Source organism: Rathayibacter sp. AC182 (assembly GCF_979253875.1).
Map to the genome: position 1 here is coordinate 1,611,374 of NZ_CEEDEK010000005.1, position 14,018 is coordinate 1,625,391.

The following is a 14,018-nucleotide window of genomic DNA, read 5'->3' on the forward strand; positions in this document are numbered from 1 at the left end:
CCCGTCGTCGGCCGGGTCGTTCCGCGACTCCGCCTGGAGGGTCACTTCCAGCGGGGCTGCGAAGGTTCGGAAGGCGCCACGGGCGGTGTGGAGATCCCAGAGGACGTCGGCGAGGACGGAGGGTCGCGATCAGCTCGCCGTCGCCGATGCCGAACGGGACGATCAGCTGGGCGACGTGGATCCTCGGGGGCGAGCGCGTCGTGCAGCATCTGCGCGTACGCGCCCTCGGCGGCGAAGGCGACCGAGACCCCCGCCACGTCGCCGTTCGGTCGGACCGCGCTGCCGCCGTTGACGAACAGGATGCTGCCCGTTCCGCTCGCGCGCATGTCCGGGAGCACCCGGTGCACGGCGGTCGCCGGCCCGTACACCGAGAGCTGGATGGGCCCGACGAGGTCTTCGGCGGTCGTCCGGAGGAGCGGCTTCATGAACTCAGCCGCCGGAACGGGGCTGTACTGAAGGACCTCGATCGCGCCGAGTTCCGCCGATGCCGTCTCCAGGGCCGAGGTGAGCTGTGCGGGATCACGGATGTCGGCGGGGAACGCCGCCGCGTGGTGCTCCGTCCGCCGTCAGCTCGGCCAACGAGTTCCGCGAGCTTGTCGGCACCTGCGGGACACGAGGGCGATCGCGAAGCCCTCGCGGGCGAATCGGCGGGCGACAGCGAGGCCGAGGCCTGGTCCGGCGCCGATGACGGCGAGAGTGCTCATGCGTGGATCTCCTTGGTCGCGACGTCGGTCGCATGCGTGGGTTGCTCGAAGCCGCTCCGGAGGTCGGCTGGAAGCACTGAAGGACGCGAACTGAGAAGAAGAGCGCCGTGTCGATCGAACCTCCCGGTGTCACAAGTAGCGAGGGGTCTGTCGGAACCCCCCTCCGGCGCCGTTCTCCGCGAGTGGATCGAATCTCTCGGCGGGCAGGAGACCAGCACGGCTCTGTCGAAGTGCCGGCGCGCCAGGGGACGCATGCGGGGACTGTCACGTGATGAGGGGGCCCGAGAGAGCCTCTCAGGCCCGCGCGGTCTCCACGTACCGTCGGCCGTGTTCGTCCGTTGACACCCGAAGGACCTTGATGATGAGCAAGAGAACGACCATTCCTCCACGCCGGCCGATGCGCCTGACCGGATCGCTCGTCACGGTGATCGCCGCGACGATGGTGATGGTGCCGCGGCGCCGGCCGCCGCCCATCACGGCTGGGACGGCTTCGAGACGGACCGCTCTCTACATCGCGGGCACGGTCTCGTCGGACGGCAGCTGGGAGCCTCACCGTACTTCGATGCCGAGCTCGACGGCACTCTCCCCGCGGAGACGCCCGAGCTCGCGATACCCGAGGAGCCGTAGGGCCCGAGGACAGCATCCGGGTCGAGTCCGCGCTCGCCTACTCCGGAGCGCAGGAGCGGCTGGAGATCATCATCGCGCCGCCCGCCTACACGGGGCGTGGGGTGCTGGATCGACCGCTGGAGGTCGGCGAGCGCTTCCAGGGTGTCGGCCGCATCAACCGATCCGACGACGCCCTGTTCCGTCCGGTCGCGTTCTGGTACGGAGACGACGCAGTGCCGGTGAATCAGGTGTCTCGGCAGCACGCTCCCAGTGCGGGCTCCGCTGCCCGACTCCGCCGTTCCGTCGGGGGCGGCCACGGCTCCCGCCCTGTCGACGACGTCGACAGCGGCGGACCCGCTGGAGGAGCTCGAACCCTCGACGGAGGCGACCGGTGCGGACACCGCGACAGGAGCGGAGGGCGCCGGCGCTGCCGGCGTCTGGGGCGTGTTCGGAGTGATCGTCCTCGCGGTGCCGTCGGCGGGGGCCTCTACCTGCGCAGCCGATCGCGGCAGAGCTGAGCGGCGCGACGAGATGCCGGACTGGCTCGAGGTCGCTCTCGGATGGTTGCAGGCCTCCGCTCTCGGCGAGGCGGTGCGAGGCACGCCGTTCCTCTCACCCCACGCTCGAGAGCGTCCACATCCTGGGGATCGCCGTCCTCATCGGCCGGCGTTCGTCTTCGATCTGCGACTGCTCGGGATCGGGCGACGAGTGGTGTCTCGTCAGAACCGCCGCCCACCCACCTCCTGCTCCGTCTCACACGTCGGCCTGGTCGTCGCCCTCGCCACCGGTGTCGCACTGTTCAGCGCCCAGACGACTGCGGTCGCCGGCGCCGCCGCCGCCCCCTGGAAGCCGGGCTCCTGATCGTGGCGGGAGTGAACGTCCTGGTGCTCCACCGCGGCGTCTACCGAACCGCCGGCGAGTGGACGGACGCAGCGGTGGACTCCGATCGCGGCACGGCTGGCCGCGGGCGTGTCTCGGCGACGTGGACGGAGTCGCCTGCGCCGGACGGTTCCTGGCCTACACCTGAGATCCGGGCGGCGTGAGCCGGTGTCCGGGCACGACGGTGATCCGGCTGCGTGTCGTGCAAGTGCCCTCGCCGTCCCCGGAGTCGAGAGCTGGGGTCTCCAGCAGGGCCTCCCAGCCGAAGGGTGGACGGATCACCCTGGAATCCGCGAGATTCCGGTCGACGCTCCACTCGAAAGTGAAGCTCTCCTCAGCGTTCACGGAGTGGACGCACAGAGATCGACCATGAAGTCCCCCTCACGATCACCGCTACCGAGTGCGAGCGGACCGCGGAGATCGCGGCGACCTCCCCTCGGCTCCACCCGGCTGCGACGACGCGGCACCCGATCGCCCGCGTCCTGCCCGGGCGACCTCTCTCCGCCCACGAAGGGACCGCCCGTGACCACTGCAGCTCAGGAGTCGTCGACTCCTGCCCCTCGACGACTGCGACTCGACGCCCGCCGGCACCACGGCGTCGTCCTCCGCCCGCGCCCGGTTCCGCAGTCCCTGGGCGTCCCTCCGCTCTCGGTCTGCGAGCCGTCGTCGCCCTGCTCGCCGGGCGGACGATTCGTCGAGCTCTGCGGATCGTGCGGCCTGGTGGTGGCACAGCCGTTCCCGGCCTGATCATGGAGCGTCTCTGCCCCGACCTTCTGGGCCTCCTGCTCGCGCAGCCCCCGCAGGGTCTCGTGGTCGTGAGCGGATCGAGTGGCAAGCCGACCACGACGAGCATGCTCGTCGCGATCGTGCGCGCGCACGGCCTGCGCGTCGTGACCAATCCGGACACCGCGAACATCGGCAGGGGATGCTCTCGGAGCTCGTCGATCAGGCCGATCGGCGCGGTCGGCTGCCTCGGCGACATCGCGATCCTCGAGATGGACGAGGGCACGCGGCGCTGACGACGCGTCGGTGCGCCCCGCGGGTGAGCGTGCTGCTGAACGTGATGGTCGACCAGCTGCACCGCTGGCAGGAGCCGGAGCGAGTGGCGGGCTACCTCGAGCACGTGGCCGACGACACCCTCGAGACCGTCGTGATCACTCGGAGCGACCCGCACCTCGCCCGGCTCGGCGCGCGACTCGCGCAGGAGGACCGCCTCGTCGTCCGGCGCGTGGGAGTCGCTCCGAGATCCTCGCGACGCTGCGGAACGGTCTCGGGTCCACGTTCCCGACTTCAGCGCCGCCGTGGATCAGGGCATCGCCTCCGCGGACGTTCTGGTCGTCGAGACCGATGGCCGGCATGTGCGTCTCGCGCTCGGCGCGGGTGTCCATGTCGAGGTGAGTCTGCCCGCCGCCGGAGTGCACATCGCCGTGGATGCGGCGGCCGCCGTCGAGGGAGCGCGCGCCGTGCTCGGTGTCGACTTCGACCCGCGTCTCGTCGTACGAGCCTCGCCGAGCTCCCGACCGTCTTCGGCCGTGACGAGCACGCGCGTGTCGAGGGCCAACCCGTGGACTTCGTCCTGACGAAGAGTCCGAGCAGCATGCAGATGAACCTCGACCTGATGGAGTCCGAGCCGGAGCGCGTCTACGTCGCCGTCGGCCGCGACATCCTCGACGCGTCTCAACTGTGGATCCCCGAGTGGAGCGCGCTCGGTCACGCCGATGTCGTCTCGGGCTGGCAGGCGTGGGACACGGCACTGCGACTCGCGTACGACGACGTGCCGGCCGACCTCGTCGAACCGGACATCGACGCCGCCACCCGGCGGTTCCTGCAGCTCCCCGCGCCGACGAGCGGACGCCCGAAGACCGTCGTCTTCACCCCCGAGAGCATGCGCCGCATCCGCCGATCACTCGGCATGACGGGGAAGGCGGTGATCCGATGAGCGCGATCGAGATCCTCGATGTCTTCCCGACCCACTTCAACGTGAACGGGGACTCGGGGAACGTCCTCGCGCTCCGCCGGCGGCTCGGAGTGGGCCGGCATCCCGGCGCGCACTGCGGTCGTTCATCCGGGGGAGCGGTGGCACCGGCTCGCCCGACCCGACGTCGTGCACATCGGAGGCGGATCCGTCGCAGCGCAGCGCGCGGTGATGGGCGACGTCCTCGCGAACGCCGCAGTGCTGCTCGAGTGGCTGGAGCAGGGGACGACACTGCTCGGGGTGGCGGGCGGCTTCCAGCTCCTGATGGCCGAGGTCACTCTGCCCGGCGACGGCATCGCCCGCCCCGGCTTCGGCGTCTTCGAGGGAGAGCCTCGCCCACCGCGGAGCGGGTGAGCGAGTTCGTGGTCCTCGACTCGCCCCTCGGGATCCTCCACGGCTACCAGAACCTCGGCCAGACCGTGCGCCTGGGCCGCTCGGTCCAGCCGCTCGGCACGCCGGTGACCGGTTCGGGCAACATGCTGACGCCCGGAACGGAGGGCGCTCGTTCGGACTCCGCGATCGGCAGCAACCTGCACGGCCCCTCCTCCGAAGAATCCCGCGCTGGCCGATCTGGTCCTGCGACGGGCGACGGAGGGGTCCGGGCACGACTACCGGACCGGTCCGCGGCACGCGACGGCGGACGGCTACGCCGACGCCGGCAACGCCGTTCTCCGTGATCGCCTGCGTCGATCCTCCGGCCGGAGGTCCTCCGCGAGGAGCCTCGTCACGCAGGTGCCGCGATGAGGGGCGCCGCGTCCCTCGGGCGAGCCGTCGGTGTCCTGGGCGGAATGATCGGCCTGAGCGTGGTCGCCGGCGTGCTCGTCGTGGCGATGATCATCCCGGTCGTCGCGGTGACCGGGGTGTCGGTGCGCTCGTCGCTGGCCTTCTTCCGGGCACCGGAGCAGCTGGAGACTCAGTCGGCTCCCAGCAGAACACCATCGCCGTCGTGGAGGCGGGCGCCGTCGTCCCCCTCGCGACCGTCTTCGACCAGAACCGCCGCGTCGTGCCGCTGGAGCGGATGAGCGAGTCACTGCGCAACGCCGCGATCGCGGGGGAGGACCGGCGCTACTTCGAGCACAGCGGCGTGGATCTGCCGTCCGTCGCCCGTGCAGCGCTGGGGCAGATCACGGGATCCAGCGACAGTGGCGCCTCGACGGTGACGATGCAGCTCGTCCGGAACATCCTCATCCAGGAGGCCGTCAACGACCCGGCACTCACCGATGAGGAGGTCGCGGTCCTCGCTCAGGAGGCCACGGAGACGACGATCGAGCGGAAGGTGCTCGAGATGCGGCAGGCGGTCGACCTCGAGGAGTCCTACACGAAGGAGCAGATCCTCGAGGCCTACCTGAACATCGCCGGCTTCGGAGCCAACACCTACGGTGTCGAGGCGGCGGCGCAGCGGTACTTCTCCCGCAGCGCGTCCGACGTGACACTCGCGCAGGCGGCGAGCATCATCGCCGTCGTGCAGTCACCCTCAGCGCGCAACCTCGTCGACCCGGCGAACTACGCCGCGAACCAGGAGCGGCGCGACGTGATCCTTACCGCTATGCGCGATGAGGGGTACGTCACGCCCGCGGAGTTCGACGAGGCGCTCGCCACGCCGGTCGACGATCGGTTCGTCCAGCTGTCCGACACCGGTCAGGGCTGCTACTTCGCCCGAGAGGGCTTCGAATTCGTCTGCGACTACGCTGCGACCGTCGTGCCCGAGCCCCCGCCCTCGGCGCGACCCCCGAGGAGCGCGCCGCGAACTGGCGTGCCGGCGGCTACACGCTCGTCACCTCCATCGATCCCACCCTGCAGGAGACGGCGAACTCCCTCGTGCAGAGCACCGCCGACCCGTCACGGGCCCGCTTCGAGATCGGTGCCGCGTCCTCCTCCGTGGAGGCGGGCACGGGACGGATCCTCGTCATGGCGCAGAACCGGACCTACGACAGCACTCCCGCGGCTCCCGCCGGGACGACAGGGGTCAACCTGAACGCCGACCTCACCCACGGCGGGTCGATCGGGTTCCAGCCGGGCTCGACCTACAAGCCGTTCGTGCTCCTCGCGCACCTCGCGGAGGAGGGTCGGTGAACGACTCCTACGACGCCGGAGTGGGCCGGGTGGACATGCGGAGGTTCGCCGACAGCTGCGGCGGCCCGTGGGTGGGTTCCTACTCCTTCCGGAACGACGCGAACGAGTCGGGTCGCTACACGGTCGCCCGGCGACGGCGCAGTCCGTCAACTCCGTGTTCGTCCAGATGGCGCAGGAGCTCGACCAGTGCGAGATCGCCGGCGTCGCCGAGTCGCTCGGCGTCCGCGCAGCAAGCGGTGAGCCTCTGGCTACGCGGCCCTCGTGCTCGATCGGCGGATGCGAGAACACCGTTGCGCCGCTGGCGATGGCCGCTGCGTACGCCGCGATAGCATTCGGCGGCACCTACTGCTCGCCCGTCCTCGTGGACCGCGTCATCACCCCGGACGGTTCCGACGCTCCCGGGCAGTCGGCCGATGCGGCCCTCGCGCGTCGGTTCCGGACGTCGCCGCCTCGGGGATCTCCGCGATGCGCGGTGTATGACGGGAACGGCCGCCGCGTCGGATCCGAACGACGGCACGCCGTACTTCGGCAAGACGGGCACCACCGACGACGCCGTGCACACCTGGATGGTCGGCTCCTCGAGCGAGGTCGCGACGGCCGTCTGGGTCGGCAACGTCAACGGCGAGCAGAACCTCCGCTCGGTCTCCGTCGGGGGCGTCCGGCAGCTGTCCTGCGGCACGCGATCTTCCGACCTCTCGCCCGCGCGATCGACGCCGCGCATCCAGGATCTGCTTTCACAGATCCGCCACAGCGCGGCTGATGATCTACTCCAGTCGATGATCTGATTGTCAAAAGCCTGAGCGAGCACGCCATCTCCGTGCTGATCGAAAGGTGTCGCCACGCGTCGATGTTTGGTTTCCGCACGTGCGAAGACGGAGCTCTGCGTGAAGGCGGCAGAGGAATCGATGGCAAGGATCGCAGAGCGATCCGCGGCAGATCCATCCTCATCAGGTTCCACCGGCTTCAGATGTAGAGACTCGAACCTGCCGGAGTCAGCTCCGGCCGGACAGATCAGGCTCCAATCCAACGCGCTCCGCCTCGATGGCGAAGATCGTGACAAGCCCGGGGGCGATGTCCTCGTCTACTGCCGTGTTCCGGTTGCGCACAAACTCCACGACCCCTTCGATCCACCACTCCTCGTGCTCGGCGAACTGGGCTGGAGCCATGAGCCGCTCGTCTACTCGCACCTCGCCGAGAACGACGTCACGGGAGCGACTGGCCGCGATGGGGAACGCCCGGTCTCCCGAGTCGAGTCGGAGAGGAGGTGCAAGGATCACCGCCCGGATCAGGATGTCTGAAGGGGGAGCGTCTAGGTGGACTGGGGCGGCAAGCTTGAGGATCATAGAATTATCCTAGAGTCGCCGTCGATCGTTGCGTAGTGTCCGCGAAACTTGGCGTGTGACAACCCGAGATTCCTTCGAACTTCCCGACGACGTGCTTGCAGCCTCGGATGCGTTCGGCAACCGGGTCCGGCTGGCGATCATCGACTTCCTGGTGCAGAGCGGGCCGTCGACCAGGAGGAGCGATCGCAAGCGCGCTCAGCGTCAATCTGAAGACCCTCCAGTTCCACCTGGCCGGGCTCAGAAGCCTCGGCGTTCTTCGCGTACGCGCACTTCAAGCCTCGACGGGTGATTGGCATCGGCAGGAGTACGTGCTGGATCGCGCTCGACTCGACGTCCTGGTGCTCGCCCTGCAGAAGTGGTCCGCGCCACCGCAGTCGTGACGTCGCTGCCCACCCGGACAGTAGCTGGTGGCAGTCGTTCATCTACGGACTTGCTGCACTACTGCATCACGTATCTGCTGAGCTAATGGTGATCCGTCCCCCGCGAGCTCGATGAGAGCCCGGATGACCTCTACTTGATGCACTCGAGGTCGAGCTAGCGCGGCCGCCAGATCTTGCGTCAGCGCGTTCAAGGTTCGATAGGTACTCGGCGGCAGATCCGCCGTCACCCTGATCGGTTTTGTCCGGATCGGAGGCCCTGCTGGTCAGTGCGCGCCGGCTCGACGGTCGCGGAAGGTGTGCGGGCGGCGTCGCGAAGTCGCTCGGCCAAGTGCTGCGCGGACGAGTTCACGGCGACCCGGTAGTTCAGCGACCTCGCGCGCAACGGCCTCGAATACAGAACCGAATGCAACTTCGAGACCCGAAGGATTGTGCGACCACTTCTCTTCGGCTACTTCCGACTCGAGAACCTGATGTCCGAGCTCGGTGATGATCTCACGGTACATCCGCGTCGATCGAGCGTTCGTGACTGTTCGGTTCAGCAGCACGACCGTCCTCGAGGCTTCAGGTCGGTTAGCACGCTCGAGTTCGATGAGTGCTGAGACGTCTTTGAGCCTTTCAAAATCGAGCAACGTGGGCGCCATGGGGACGACCAGGACATCAGCACTCCGGATCGCTGCCGCGGTGATGCCTCGCTGGTCATCGGTCGGTGGAGTGTCCACGACGACTATCTCTACACCGGGCGGCACGATGCCGCCGAGGCGAGAGTCCAAGTTCCGGACCGGCAGTGCGATCGTCGGGATAGCCCATGCCGCACTCTCGCTCCATCGAAGAAGAGAGCCCTGAGGGTCGGCATCCACCATGAGGACGGCGCGATCGGTGCTGGCGAGCTGATGAGAGACGAAAGCAGTCGACGTCGTCTTCCCTGTTCCGCCTTTCGGGTTGACGAATGCCAGCGTCTTGTGGTTCATGTGCAAGTACTCACTTCAGTAGGTCCTTCATCAAGTAGTGCGGTAGCTACTGCATCTCGGATTCGGTTCGGTCCTCGAGCAGCCGCCCATGGACGGCCCGCACTTCGTCAGTGCTCGGCGACAGTGTTGGCCTGCGCCTGAAGGCCCTCGAGGGTGCTCTCGCATGCAGGGCAGGGAACCCAGACGTCACCCGAACGCACCAGTCGCGTCGTCGAGTCGCACCCGCCGCACCAGGGGACTGAGCGCTGCATCGTCGGCACCAGCCATGCCTTTCCCAGAGGTGTCCTTTCGTGGCACAGAGCGCGTTCGGTCGTCTCGCGGGGGCCGGGCGTTCGCGGTCGTCGGCCGCTCGAAGCCACTCGTACGGGCTTGCTTCGATTCCTGCAGCCACGAACGCGACTGGGTCGACCACAGTCGCTCGCGCTCTACCGAGGATGGCGCTGGAAGCCTGAAGAAGATCGATCATCTGAACGCCATTGTGAAGGAGACCAGCGGAACGCAAATCGAGCAGCTTCCTCTCGAGTCGCGATCGATCCAGCCTCGGATGCAATTGACGTAGCAGTTCGCCCGTCTCGTCGGTGTGACTCCGAAGTGGGCGCAGGCACTTTCGATAGTCGAGATGATGAGATTCTTCTCGAGGGGTGTTCTTGAGAATGGTCTTTCTTAAGGGCGGGATGGCCCGTTGTCGGTTGCTCCGCGGCGGGTGACCGGACTTCGGTCGATCCGTGTGCGGGTATTCCTCCTCGGCTTATGGCTTTCGGGAGATCGTCGTCCGTGGATCGTGCGCTCGACCTACCAGCCCCCCGACTCCGTCCGGCTCGTCCACCGCGAGAATCGAAGCCCGACCCGTTGTCGGGTTTCCCTCCTTGGCCTGGTCCGCTTGGTCGGCGGCTGGTTCAGGGTCCAGCACGTGGAAGACGAGCTTCCGGGGCTGGCCACCGATCTTCTTGCCGGCCTCATCGACGGACCCTGCTGGCCAGCGAACGGTCTCTGCGCGGAGGTATCCAGCACTCCGAGCCGCTGTCGCGCTGCGAGAAACGCATCCTTGCCGAGGCCGAGGTCCCGCTGCGCGCGAGCTTGCGTGATTGCGTAGTCGCGACGATGGCTCAGGAGATACAGATAGATGCTCCAGGGCGTTGCCGACGACTCGTCGGTCGCGAAGTCCACCAGTTCCGGTACTGGCCGAACTCGCGCTCGAAGGTCAACTCTGGTCGGACAACCTCGGACTCAACGGCCATGGTTGGCTCGGATCGATCGCCGGTTGGCTGCTGACCGTTCTGCTTCTGACCTATGTGCGGCATTCGTTACGCATGAGCCAGACGGTAGCGCCAAGTGGACAATCCTCACTTTCTCGGCGAGAGTTGGCGCATGAGCAACGTTTTCAGCATCCCGGGCGGTGACCACGCCGCGACCCCGGAGCGCATCACGCTCCTGGCGTTCCGACGACGTATGACGATGGCATCCCTCGCACGGGCGTCAGGCATCCAGCGCACCTACCTGAGCCAGAAAATGCACGGGAAGACGCGCTGGTATCTCAAGGACGTGGAGGCGATCGCGGCGGCGCTCGACCATGACCATCGCGTTCCTGACCGGCGAGACCGACGATCCGGAGCGCATGGCCGGCGGTGTCTTCGTCCCCTCCGAGGAGTACCGGGCGTTCTGCGATTGGCGCGAAACGTACGCCCGGAACCACGGAAGGCCCGCCGAAGCGGGCCTTCCAGCACTCTCGCGAGTGGCACTTGTGTGCGGTGCACTGTCTCAACCAGTACTCGGTGGCTCCGAACCACCGAGTGGTCTGGATTCCGAGTGCGCCCGGAGGATTCGAACCCCAACCTTCCGATCCGTGTCAGATGCTCTATCCGTTGAGCTACGGGCGCAGTCCATCGCGTGGCCCCGGGGGGCGCACGCAACGAGGTACGACTATACACGGCGGGCGGCCCCTCCGCGAATCGGCGGCGGGCCCGCGGGGACTCCACTCCTCCGCGGACCCGCCGGTGCTCAGTCGGCCGCGGTCATGCGGGCTTCCCGCGCCCGTCAGCTTCGCGACGGTGAGGGTTCCGATGGGCTGCGGAGCGCCCTCGGGCGAGATCACGAACGCGTTGCGCGCCACGTAGAGAGCGCCGTTCTTCAGCTCGATCGCGGCGGTGAGGTGACGTCGAGACCGGTGATCGGCGTCGACGTGCGCGGCAGGATCAGGGCGACGCGGCCCGTGCCCTGCGCTCCTCCGAACAGCTCGGTCACCGCGATCGCGCCGGTGACGCGGTCGACGGCGAGGCCGGTGGCGCTGATCAGCCCCGTGGCGACGGTCCGGACCGCTCCTGTGGCCGGGTCGACCTTCAGCACGGAGCCGCGGGCGCCCAGGCTCGCGTCCTCGGGGCCGCCGGGCAGCGAGGTGACGTACAGGCCGTCCGGGGCCCACCTCGACGTCGGTCGGGACGGGCTCGAAGGAGTAGCGGGAGCCGACGGTGCAGGCGGGGAACCCGCTCGCCGCGGCCGCTTCCGCGGTGACGACGACCGGTGCAGTCGGCGGCAGGACGGCGACGGTCGAGACCGATCCGTTCGGCGCCACCTTCACGATCGCGTTGCCGGCGGCGTCGGCCACGTAGACGCCGGCGGCCGTGGCGGTCGAGGCGTACGGGTGCACGTCCACGACCCCCGAGTAGGAGGCCGGCCCGGGCAGCTGCGCGGCGCAGTCCGACGGCAGGTCGACGAAGCCGTAGGTGCTCCCGGCGTCGGGGTTCGCGCTCGTCTCGTAGGCGCCGAGGTCGGCGAGCACGGTCGGCGCGCCGCCCCCGGTCGGGATCGACTTCAGCAGTGCGACTCCCTGCTCCTGGATCCCCTCGGTGTAGTAGACGGTGGAGCCGCGGACCGAGACCGAGCCGATCTCGGAGCCGGGGCGGCGGCGGCGATCGACGTGCCTGCCGTCGGGCGCGACCTTCGTGAGCAGTCCGGCGAAGTTCTGCGCGACGAAGGCGGTGCCGCGATCGTCGACGGCGAAGCTCAGCGGCGAGACCAGGCCCGTGGCCCGGTCGGTGACGGAGACGAAGGAGAGGGGGAGGGGCGGCCTGCGCGGCGGGGGCGAGACCGAGGGTGGTGGCGGCGACGGCTGCGGTCGCTGCAATGAGGTGGCGCTTGTTCACGAGGTGCTCCTTGCACTCGGGGTGCGGGCGGAGCCGAAGACGGATCGAGCGGTCCGCTCTCCGACCGCGACGGCGGGAACGCCGATGCGGGCAGGCTAGGACTGCGGGCAGCCGATGTCCAGGTGCCGGGGATCGATGTCCCCTCGGCGGGGACGCGTCACTCCTGGGCGCGGTAGTCCGCCCGGTACTGCGACGGGCTCGTGCCGGCGACGGCGCGGAACTGGCGTGAGAAGTAGAAGGCGTCGGAGTAGCCGACCGCGCGGGCGATCTCGGCGACGGAGTCGTCGGTCGTGACGAGGAGCTCGCGGGCGCGCGCACTGCGCAGCCGCTTCACGTACTCCACCGCGCCGAGGCCGGTCGCGCGGGTGAACAGCGCCGAGAAGTGCGAGGGGCTGAGACCCGCCAGGGCGGCGAGCTCGGTGAGGCTCGTCGGCGAGGCGAAGTGCTCGCGGAGGTGCTCCTGTGCCAGGCGGATGCGGTCGCCGGACTCGACGGGGCCGCGGGAGCGGTCGGCGGCGAGCTGCGCGAGGAGGTGGAACGCGGCTCCGCTCGCGCGGTACAGGCTCGAGGCGGTCTCGTCGCGCTCGGAGTGCGAGGACGGCCTGCTCGATCAGGGCCTTGGCGGCGAAGGCGTCGCCGACGGGGACGACGGGGAGGGGGAGCCGCCGAGGACGGCCTCGACGAGGGCCGGCGCGTCCGCTCCCCGCACGTGCAGCCACCAGATCGACCACGGGTCGGCGGGGTCGGCTCCGTAGTGGTGCGGCACCGAGGCCGGGATCACGACGGCCTGCCCGGAGGCGACGGCGGAGGTCGCGTCGCCCGTCCGCACCCGGCCGCGACCGGCCGTGCAGAGGATGACGATCGCCTCCTCCGCCCCGCTCGGCCGGCTGCGGCTGTGCGCGAGTGCGTGCGGGAAGTGTCCAGCATCCGTCACGAGGAGCCGGTCGGTGATCGGCTCGGTCAGGGCCCGCTGCACCAGTGGCGCCGGGAGGACCCGCAGCCTCTGCCCGAGGAATCCGTCCGTCATCGTCACGTCACCGAGTGTAGGAGCACCGGAGGATCGTCCAGCAGGGCCCGTCCGATCCGCCATGGGATCGGCGCGGACCGCTGCCTAGGCTGGCGCCATGACGGCTCCGAGCTCCGCCCTGCACCCCGACTCCCGCTACTCGCCGGTCCCGCTGCCCGCCCATCTGCCCGAGAAGCTCACGATCACTCTCTGGGACTTCTCCTGGTACGTCCGGACGGGGCCGGGCGAGCCGTTCGAGGACCTCGACGCGGCCTTCGCCGGGCGCCTCGAGCGCGGGTACAACACGATCCGCATCTGTGCGATGCCGTTCCTCCTCTTCGGCTCGGGACTCGACACGAGCGCGCTGCGGCTCGGCCCGCTCGGCGGCGACTACGCGCAGCGCGTGCGCTGGTACGACGTGAAGGAGGAGACGGTGCTCGACGGGCGCGCGCACCTGCTCGCGCTGCTCGAGGCGGCCTGCCGCCACGGCGTGTTCGTGATCGTGTCGTCGTGGGAGTACCAGCAGTCCTCCTCCTTCGCCCTCGAGCGCGACTGGTTCGACGCCCTGATGGCGGTGGACCCGGAGGATCGGGCCGTGCGGCTCGCCGAGGCGCAGGCCGCCCTCGTCGCGTTCGCCGCGGAGCACGAGCTCGACGACCGCATCGCCTACGTCGAGCTGCACAACGAGGTGCAGGCCGGCCATCTGACCGAGGGGCTCGACGTCGACCTCGCCGACATCGACGCGGCGACCGTCGCGCTCGCTCCGCGACTGACCCGCGGCATCGACCGGTTCCACGAGCTCGCACCGGGAGTGCCGTGCGCGGTGAACTACGCGCACGTGCCCGTCGGCGGCATGCGCGGGATCCCGTGGAACTCGGACGTGCGCTGGCGCTGCACCCCTACATCTACGGGGTGCTCAACGAGATGATCCGCGAGTTCGGCCT

The 14,018-nt window shown here is 69.1% G+C and carries 19 protein-coding genes, 1 tRNA gene and 1 pseudogene; 12 read left to right on the forward strand and 9 right to left on the reverse strand.

Annotation, left to right across the window (positions count from 1 at the left end):
• Nucleotides 1-41: 41 nt before the first annotated feature.
• The 3 genes from AC0CII_RS19995 to AC0CII_RS20005 form a co-directional block, all read right to left on the reverse strand.
• A complete protein-coding gene (locus AC0CII_RS19995; protein ID WP_465231027.1) occupies nucleotides 42-527 on the reverse strand; it encodes an SDR family oxidoreductase in 486 nt (161 codons plus the stop codon).
• 39 nt (nucleotides 528-566) lie between these two features.
• Nucleotides 567-704 carry a hypothetical protein gene (locus tag AC0CII_RS20000; RefSeq protein WP_465230422.1) on the reverse strand — a complete coding sequence of 46 codons (138 nt, stop codon included), beginning with the start codon at nucleotides 702-704 and terminating at the stop codon, nucleotides 567-569.
• A 294-nt stretch (nucleotides 705-998) separates the two neighbouring features.
• Nucleotides 999-1,181 (reverse strand): hypothetical protein, encoded by a 183-nt coding sequence (locus AC0CII_RS20005; protein ID WP_465230423.1) that lies wholly within the window; start codon nucleotides 1,179-1,181, stop codon nucleotides 999-1,001.
• 399 nt (nucleotides 1,182-1,580) lie between these two features.
• On the opposite strand from AC0CII_RS20005, the gene AC0CII_RS20010 reads away from it, so the two are divergent.
• The 9 genes from AC0CII_RS20010 (at nucleotide 1,581) to AC0CII_RS20050 (ending at nucleotide 7,022) form a co-directional block, all read left to right on the forward strand.
• Entirely contained in the window at nucleotides 1,581-2,171 is a 591-nt protein-coding gene (locus tag AC0CII_RS20010; protein WP_465230424.1) for a hypothetical protein, read from the forward strand.
• 540 nt (nucleotides 2,172-2,711) lie between these two features.
• Nucleotides 2,712-2,936 (forward strand): hypothetical protein, encoded by a 225-nt coding sequence (locus AC0CII_RS20015; RefSeq protein ID WP_465230425.1) that lies wholly within the window; start codon nucleotides 2,712-2,714, stop codon nucleotides 2,934-2,936.
• 2 nt (nucleotides 2,937-2,938) lie between these two features.
• Entirely contained in the window at nucleotides 2,939-3,208 is a 270-nt protein-coding gene (locus tag AC0CII_RS20020) for a hypothetical protein (protein ID WP_465230426.1), read from the forward strand.
• Between the two features lie 23 nt (nucleotides 3,209-3,231).
• Entirely contained in the window at nucleotides 3,232-4,128 is an 897-nt protein-coding gene (locus tag AC0CII_RS20025) for a hypothetical protein (protein ID WP_465230427.1), read from the forward strand.
• A 165-nt stretch (nucleotides 4,129-4,293) separates the two neighbouring features.
• Complete coding sequence (locus AC0CII_RS20030; RefSeq protein ID WP_465230428.1) at nucleotides 4,294-4,518, forward strand: hypothetical protein; 225 nt, start codon at nucleotides 4,294-4,296, stop codon at nucleotides 4,516-4,518.
• Nucleotides 4,515-4,841, forward strand: a complete 327-nt coding sequence (locus tag AC0CII_RS20035; RefSeq protein WP_465230429.1) for a hypothetical protein — start codon at nucleotides 4,515-4,517, stop codon at nucleotides 4,839-4,841. The genes AC0CII_RS20030 and AC0CII_RS20035 overlap by 4 nt, the downstream gene beginning before the upstream one ends.
• A gap of 111 nt (nucleotides 4,842-4,952) precedes the next feature.
• The gene (locus tag AC0CII_RS20040) at nucleotides 4,953-5,186 is read left to right on the forward strand and encodes a hypothetical protein (RefSeq protein ID WP_465230430.1); all 234 of its coding nucleotides are present in this window, start codon (nucleotides 4,953-4,955) and stop codon (nucleotides 5,184-5,186) included.
• The gene (locus AC0CII_RS20045) at nucleotides 5,183-6,139 is read left to right on the forward strand and encodes a transglycosylase domain-containing protein (protein ID WP_465230431.1); all 957 of its coding nucleotides are present in this window, start codon (nucleotides 5,183-5,185) and stop codon (nucleotides 6,137-6,139) included. The genes AC0CII_RS20040 and AC0CII_RS20045 overlap by 4 nt, the downstream gene beginning before the upstream one ends.
• A gap of 574 nt (nucleotides 6,140-6,713) precedes the next feature.
• On the forward strand, nucleotides 6,714-7,022 hold the full coding sequence (locus AC0CII_RS20050; RefSeq protein ID WP_465230432.1) for a hypothetical protein: 309 nt from the start codon (nucleotides 6,714-6,716) through the stop codon (nucleotides 7,020-7,022).
• 207 nt (nucleotides 7,023-7,229) lie between these two features.
• On the opposite strand, the gene AC0CII_RS20055 is transcribed toward AC0CII_RS20050, so the two are convergent.
• Nucleotides 7,230-7,580, reverse strand: coding sequence for a hypothetical protein (locus AC0CII_RS20055; protein WP_465230433.1), 351 nt, complete (start codon nucleotides 7,578-7,580; stop codon nucleotides 7,230-7,232).
• Between the two features lie 107 nt (nucleotides 7,581-7,687).
• Between AC0CII_RS20055 and AC0CII_RS20060 the strand changes: the two genes are divergently transcribed.
• Nucleotides 7,688-7,960 carry a hypothetical protein gene (locus AC0CII_RS20060; RefSeq protein WP_465230434.1) on the forward strand — a complete coding sequence of 91 codons (273 nt, stop codon included), beginning with the start codon at nucleotides 7,688-7,690 and terminating at the stop codon, nucleotides 7,958-7,960.
• Nucleotides 7,961-8,223: 263 nt separating this feature from the next.
• On the opposite strand, the gene AC0CII_RS20065 is transcribed toward AC0CII_RS20060, so the two are convergent.
• On the reverse strand, nucleotides 8,224-8,928 hold the full coding sequence (locus AC0CII_RS20065; protein ID WP_465230435.1) for a ParA family protein: 705 nt from the start codon (nucleotides 8,926-8,928) through the stop codon (nucleotides 8,224-8,226).
• Between the two features lie 1,449 nt (nucleotides 8,929-10,377).
• Here AC0CII_RS20065 and AC0CII_RS20070 point away from each other — a divergent pair.
• Nucleotides 10,378-10,485: pseudogene (locus AC0CII_RS20070) on the forward strand (hypothetical protein); the annotation flags it as partial.
• A 250-nt stretch (nucleotides 10,486-10,735) separates the two neighbouring features.
• On the opposite strand, the gene AC0CII_RS20075 reads toward AC0CII_RS20070, so the two are convergent.
• The 4 genes from AC0CII_RS20075 to AC0CII_RS20090 form a co-directional block, all read right to left on the reverse strand.
• Nucleotides 10,736-10,805, reverse strand: a tRNA-OTHER gene (locus AC0CII_RS20075).
• Nucleotides 10,796-12,049 carry a ScyD/ScyE family protein gene (locus AC0CII_RS20080; protein ID WP_465230436.1) on the reverse strand — a complete coding sequence of 418 codons (1,254 nt, stop codon included), beginning with the start codon at nucleotides 12,047-12,049 and terminating at the stop codon, nucleotides 10,796-10,798. The genes AC0CII_RS20075 and AC0CII_RS20080 overlap by 10 nt, the downstream gene beginning before the upstream one ends.
• Before the next feature lie 176 nt (nucleotides 12,050-12,225).
• Nucleotides 12,226-12,630: a helix-turn-helix domain-containing protein gene (locus tag AC0CII_RS20085; protein WP_465231028.1), complete on the reverse strand. Its 405-nt coding sequence runs from the start codon at nucleotides 12,628-12,630 to the stop codon at nucleotides 12,226-12,228.
• Nucleotides 12,631-12,678: 48 nt separating this feature from the next.
• Entirely contained in the window at nucleotides 12,679-13,095 is a 417-nt protein-coding gene (locus AC0CII_RS20090) for an AraC family ligand binding domain-containing protein (RefSeq protein WP_465230437.1), read from the reverse strand.
• A 97-nt stretch (nucleotides 13,096-13,192) separates the two neighbouring features.
• On the opposite strand from AC0CII_RS20090, the gene AC0CII_RS20095 reads away from it, so the two are divergent.
• Complete coding sequence (locus AC0CII_RS20095) at nucleotides 13,193-14,002, forward strand: cellulase-like family protein (protein ID WP_465230438.1); 810 nt, start codon at nucleotides 13,193-13,195, stop codon at nucleotides 14,000-14,002.
• Nucleotides 14,003-14,018 lie beyond the last annotated feature (16 nt).

Excerpts from the sequence above, each read along its gene's own strand:
- AC0CII_RS20000 (WP_465230422.1), bottom strand. The coding sequence starts at position 704 with ATGAGCACTCTCGCCGTCATCGGCGCCGGACCAGGCCTCGGCCTCGCT.
- AC0CII_RS20020 (WP_465230426.1), top strand. The coding sequence starts at position 2,939 with ATGGAGCGTCTCTGCCCCGACCTTCTGGGCCTCCTGCTCGCGCAGCCC.
- AC0CII_RS20040 (WP_465230430.1), top strand. The coding sequence starts at position 4,953 with ATGATCGGCCTGAGCGTGGTCGCCGGCGTGCTCGTCGTGGCGATGATC.
- AC0CII_RS20045 (WP_465230431.1), top strand. The coding sequence starts at position 5,183 with ATGAGCGAGTCACTGCGCAACGCCGCGATCGCGGGGGAGGACCGGCGC.
- AC0CII_RS20050 (WP_465230432.1), top strand. The coding sequence starts at position 6,714 with ATGACGGGAACGGCCGCCGCGTCGGATCCGAACGACGGCACGCCGTAC.
- AC0CII_RS20055 (WP_465230433.1), bottom strand. The coding sequence starts at position 7,580 with ATGATCCTCAAGCTTGCCGCCCCAGTCCACCTAGACGCTCCCCCTTCA.
- AC0CII_RS20060 (WP_465230434.1), top strand. The coding sequence starts at position 7,688 with ATGCGTTCGGCAACCGGGTCCGGCTGGCGATCATCGACTTCCTGGTGC.
- AC0CII_RS20065 (WP_465230435.1), bottom strand. The coding sequence starts at position 8,928 with ATGAACCACAAGACGCTGGCATTCGTCAACCCGAAAGGCGGAACAGGG.
- AC0CII_RS20090 (WP_465230437.1), bottom strand. The coding sequence starts at position 13,095 with ATGACGGACGGATTCCTCGGGCAGAGGCTGCGGGTCCTCCCGGCGCCA.
- AC0CII_RS20095 (WP_465230438.1), top strand. The coding sequence starts at position 13,193 with ATGACGGCTCCGAGCTCCGCCCTGCACCCCGACTCCCGCTACTCGCCG.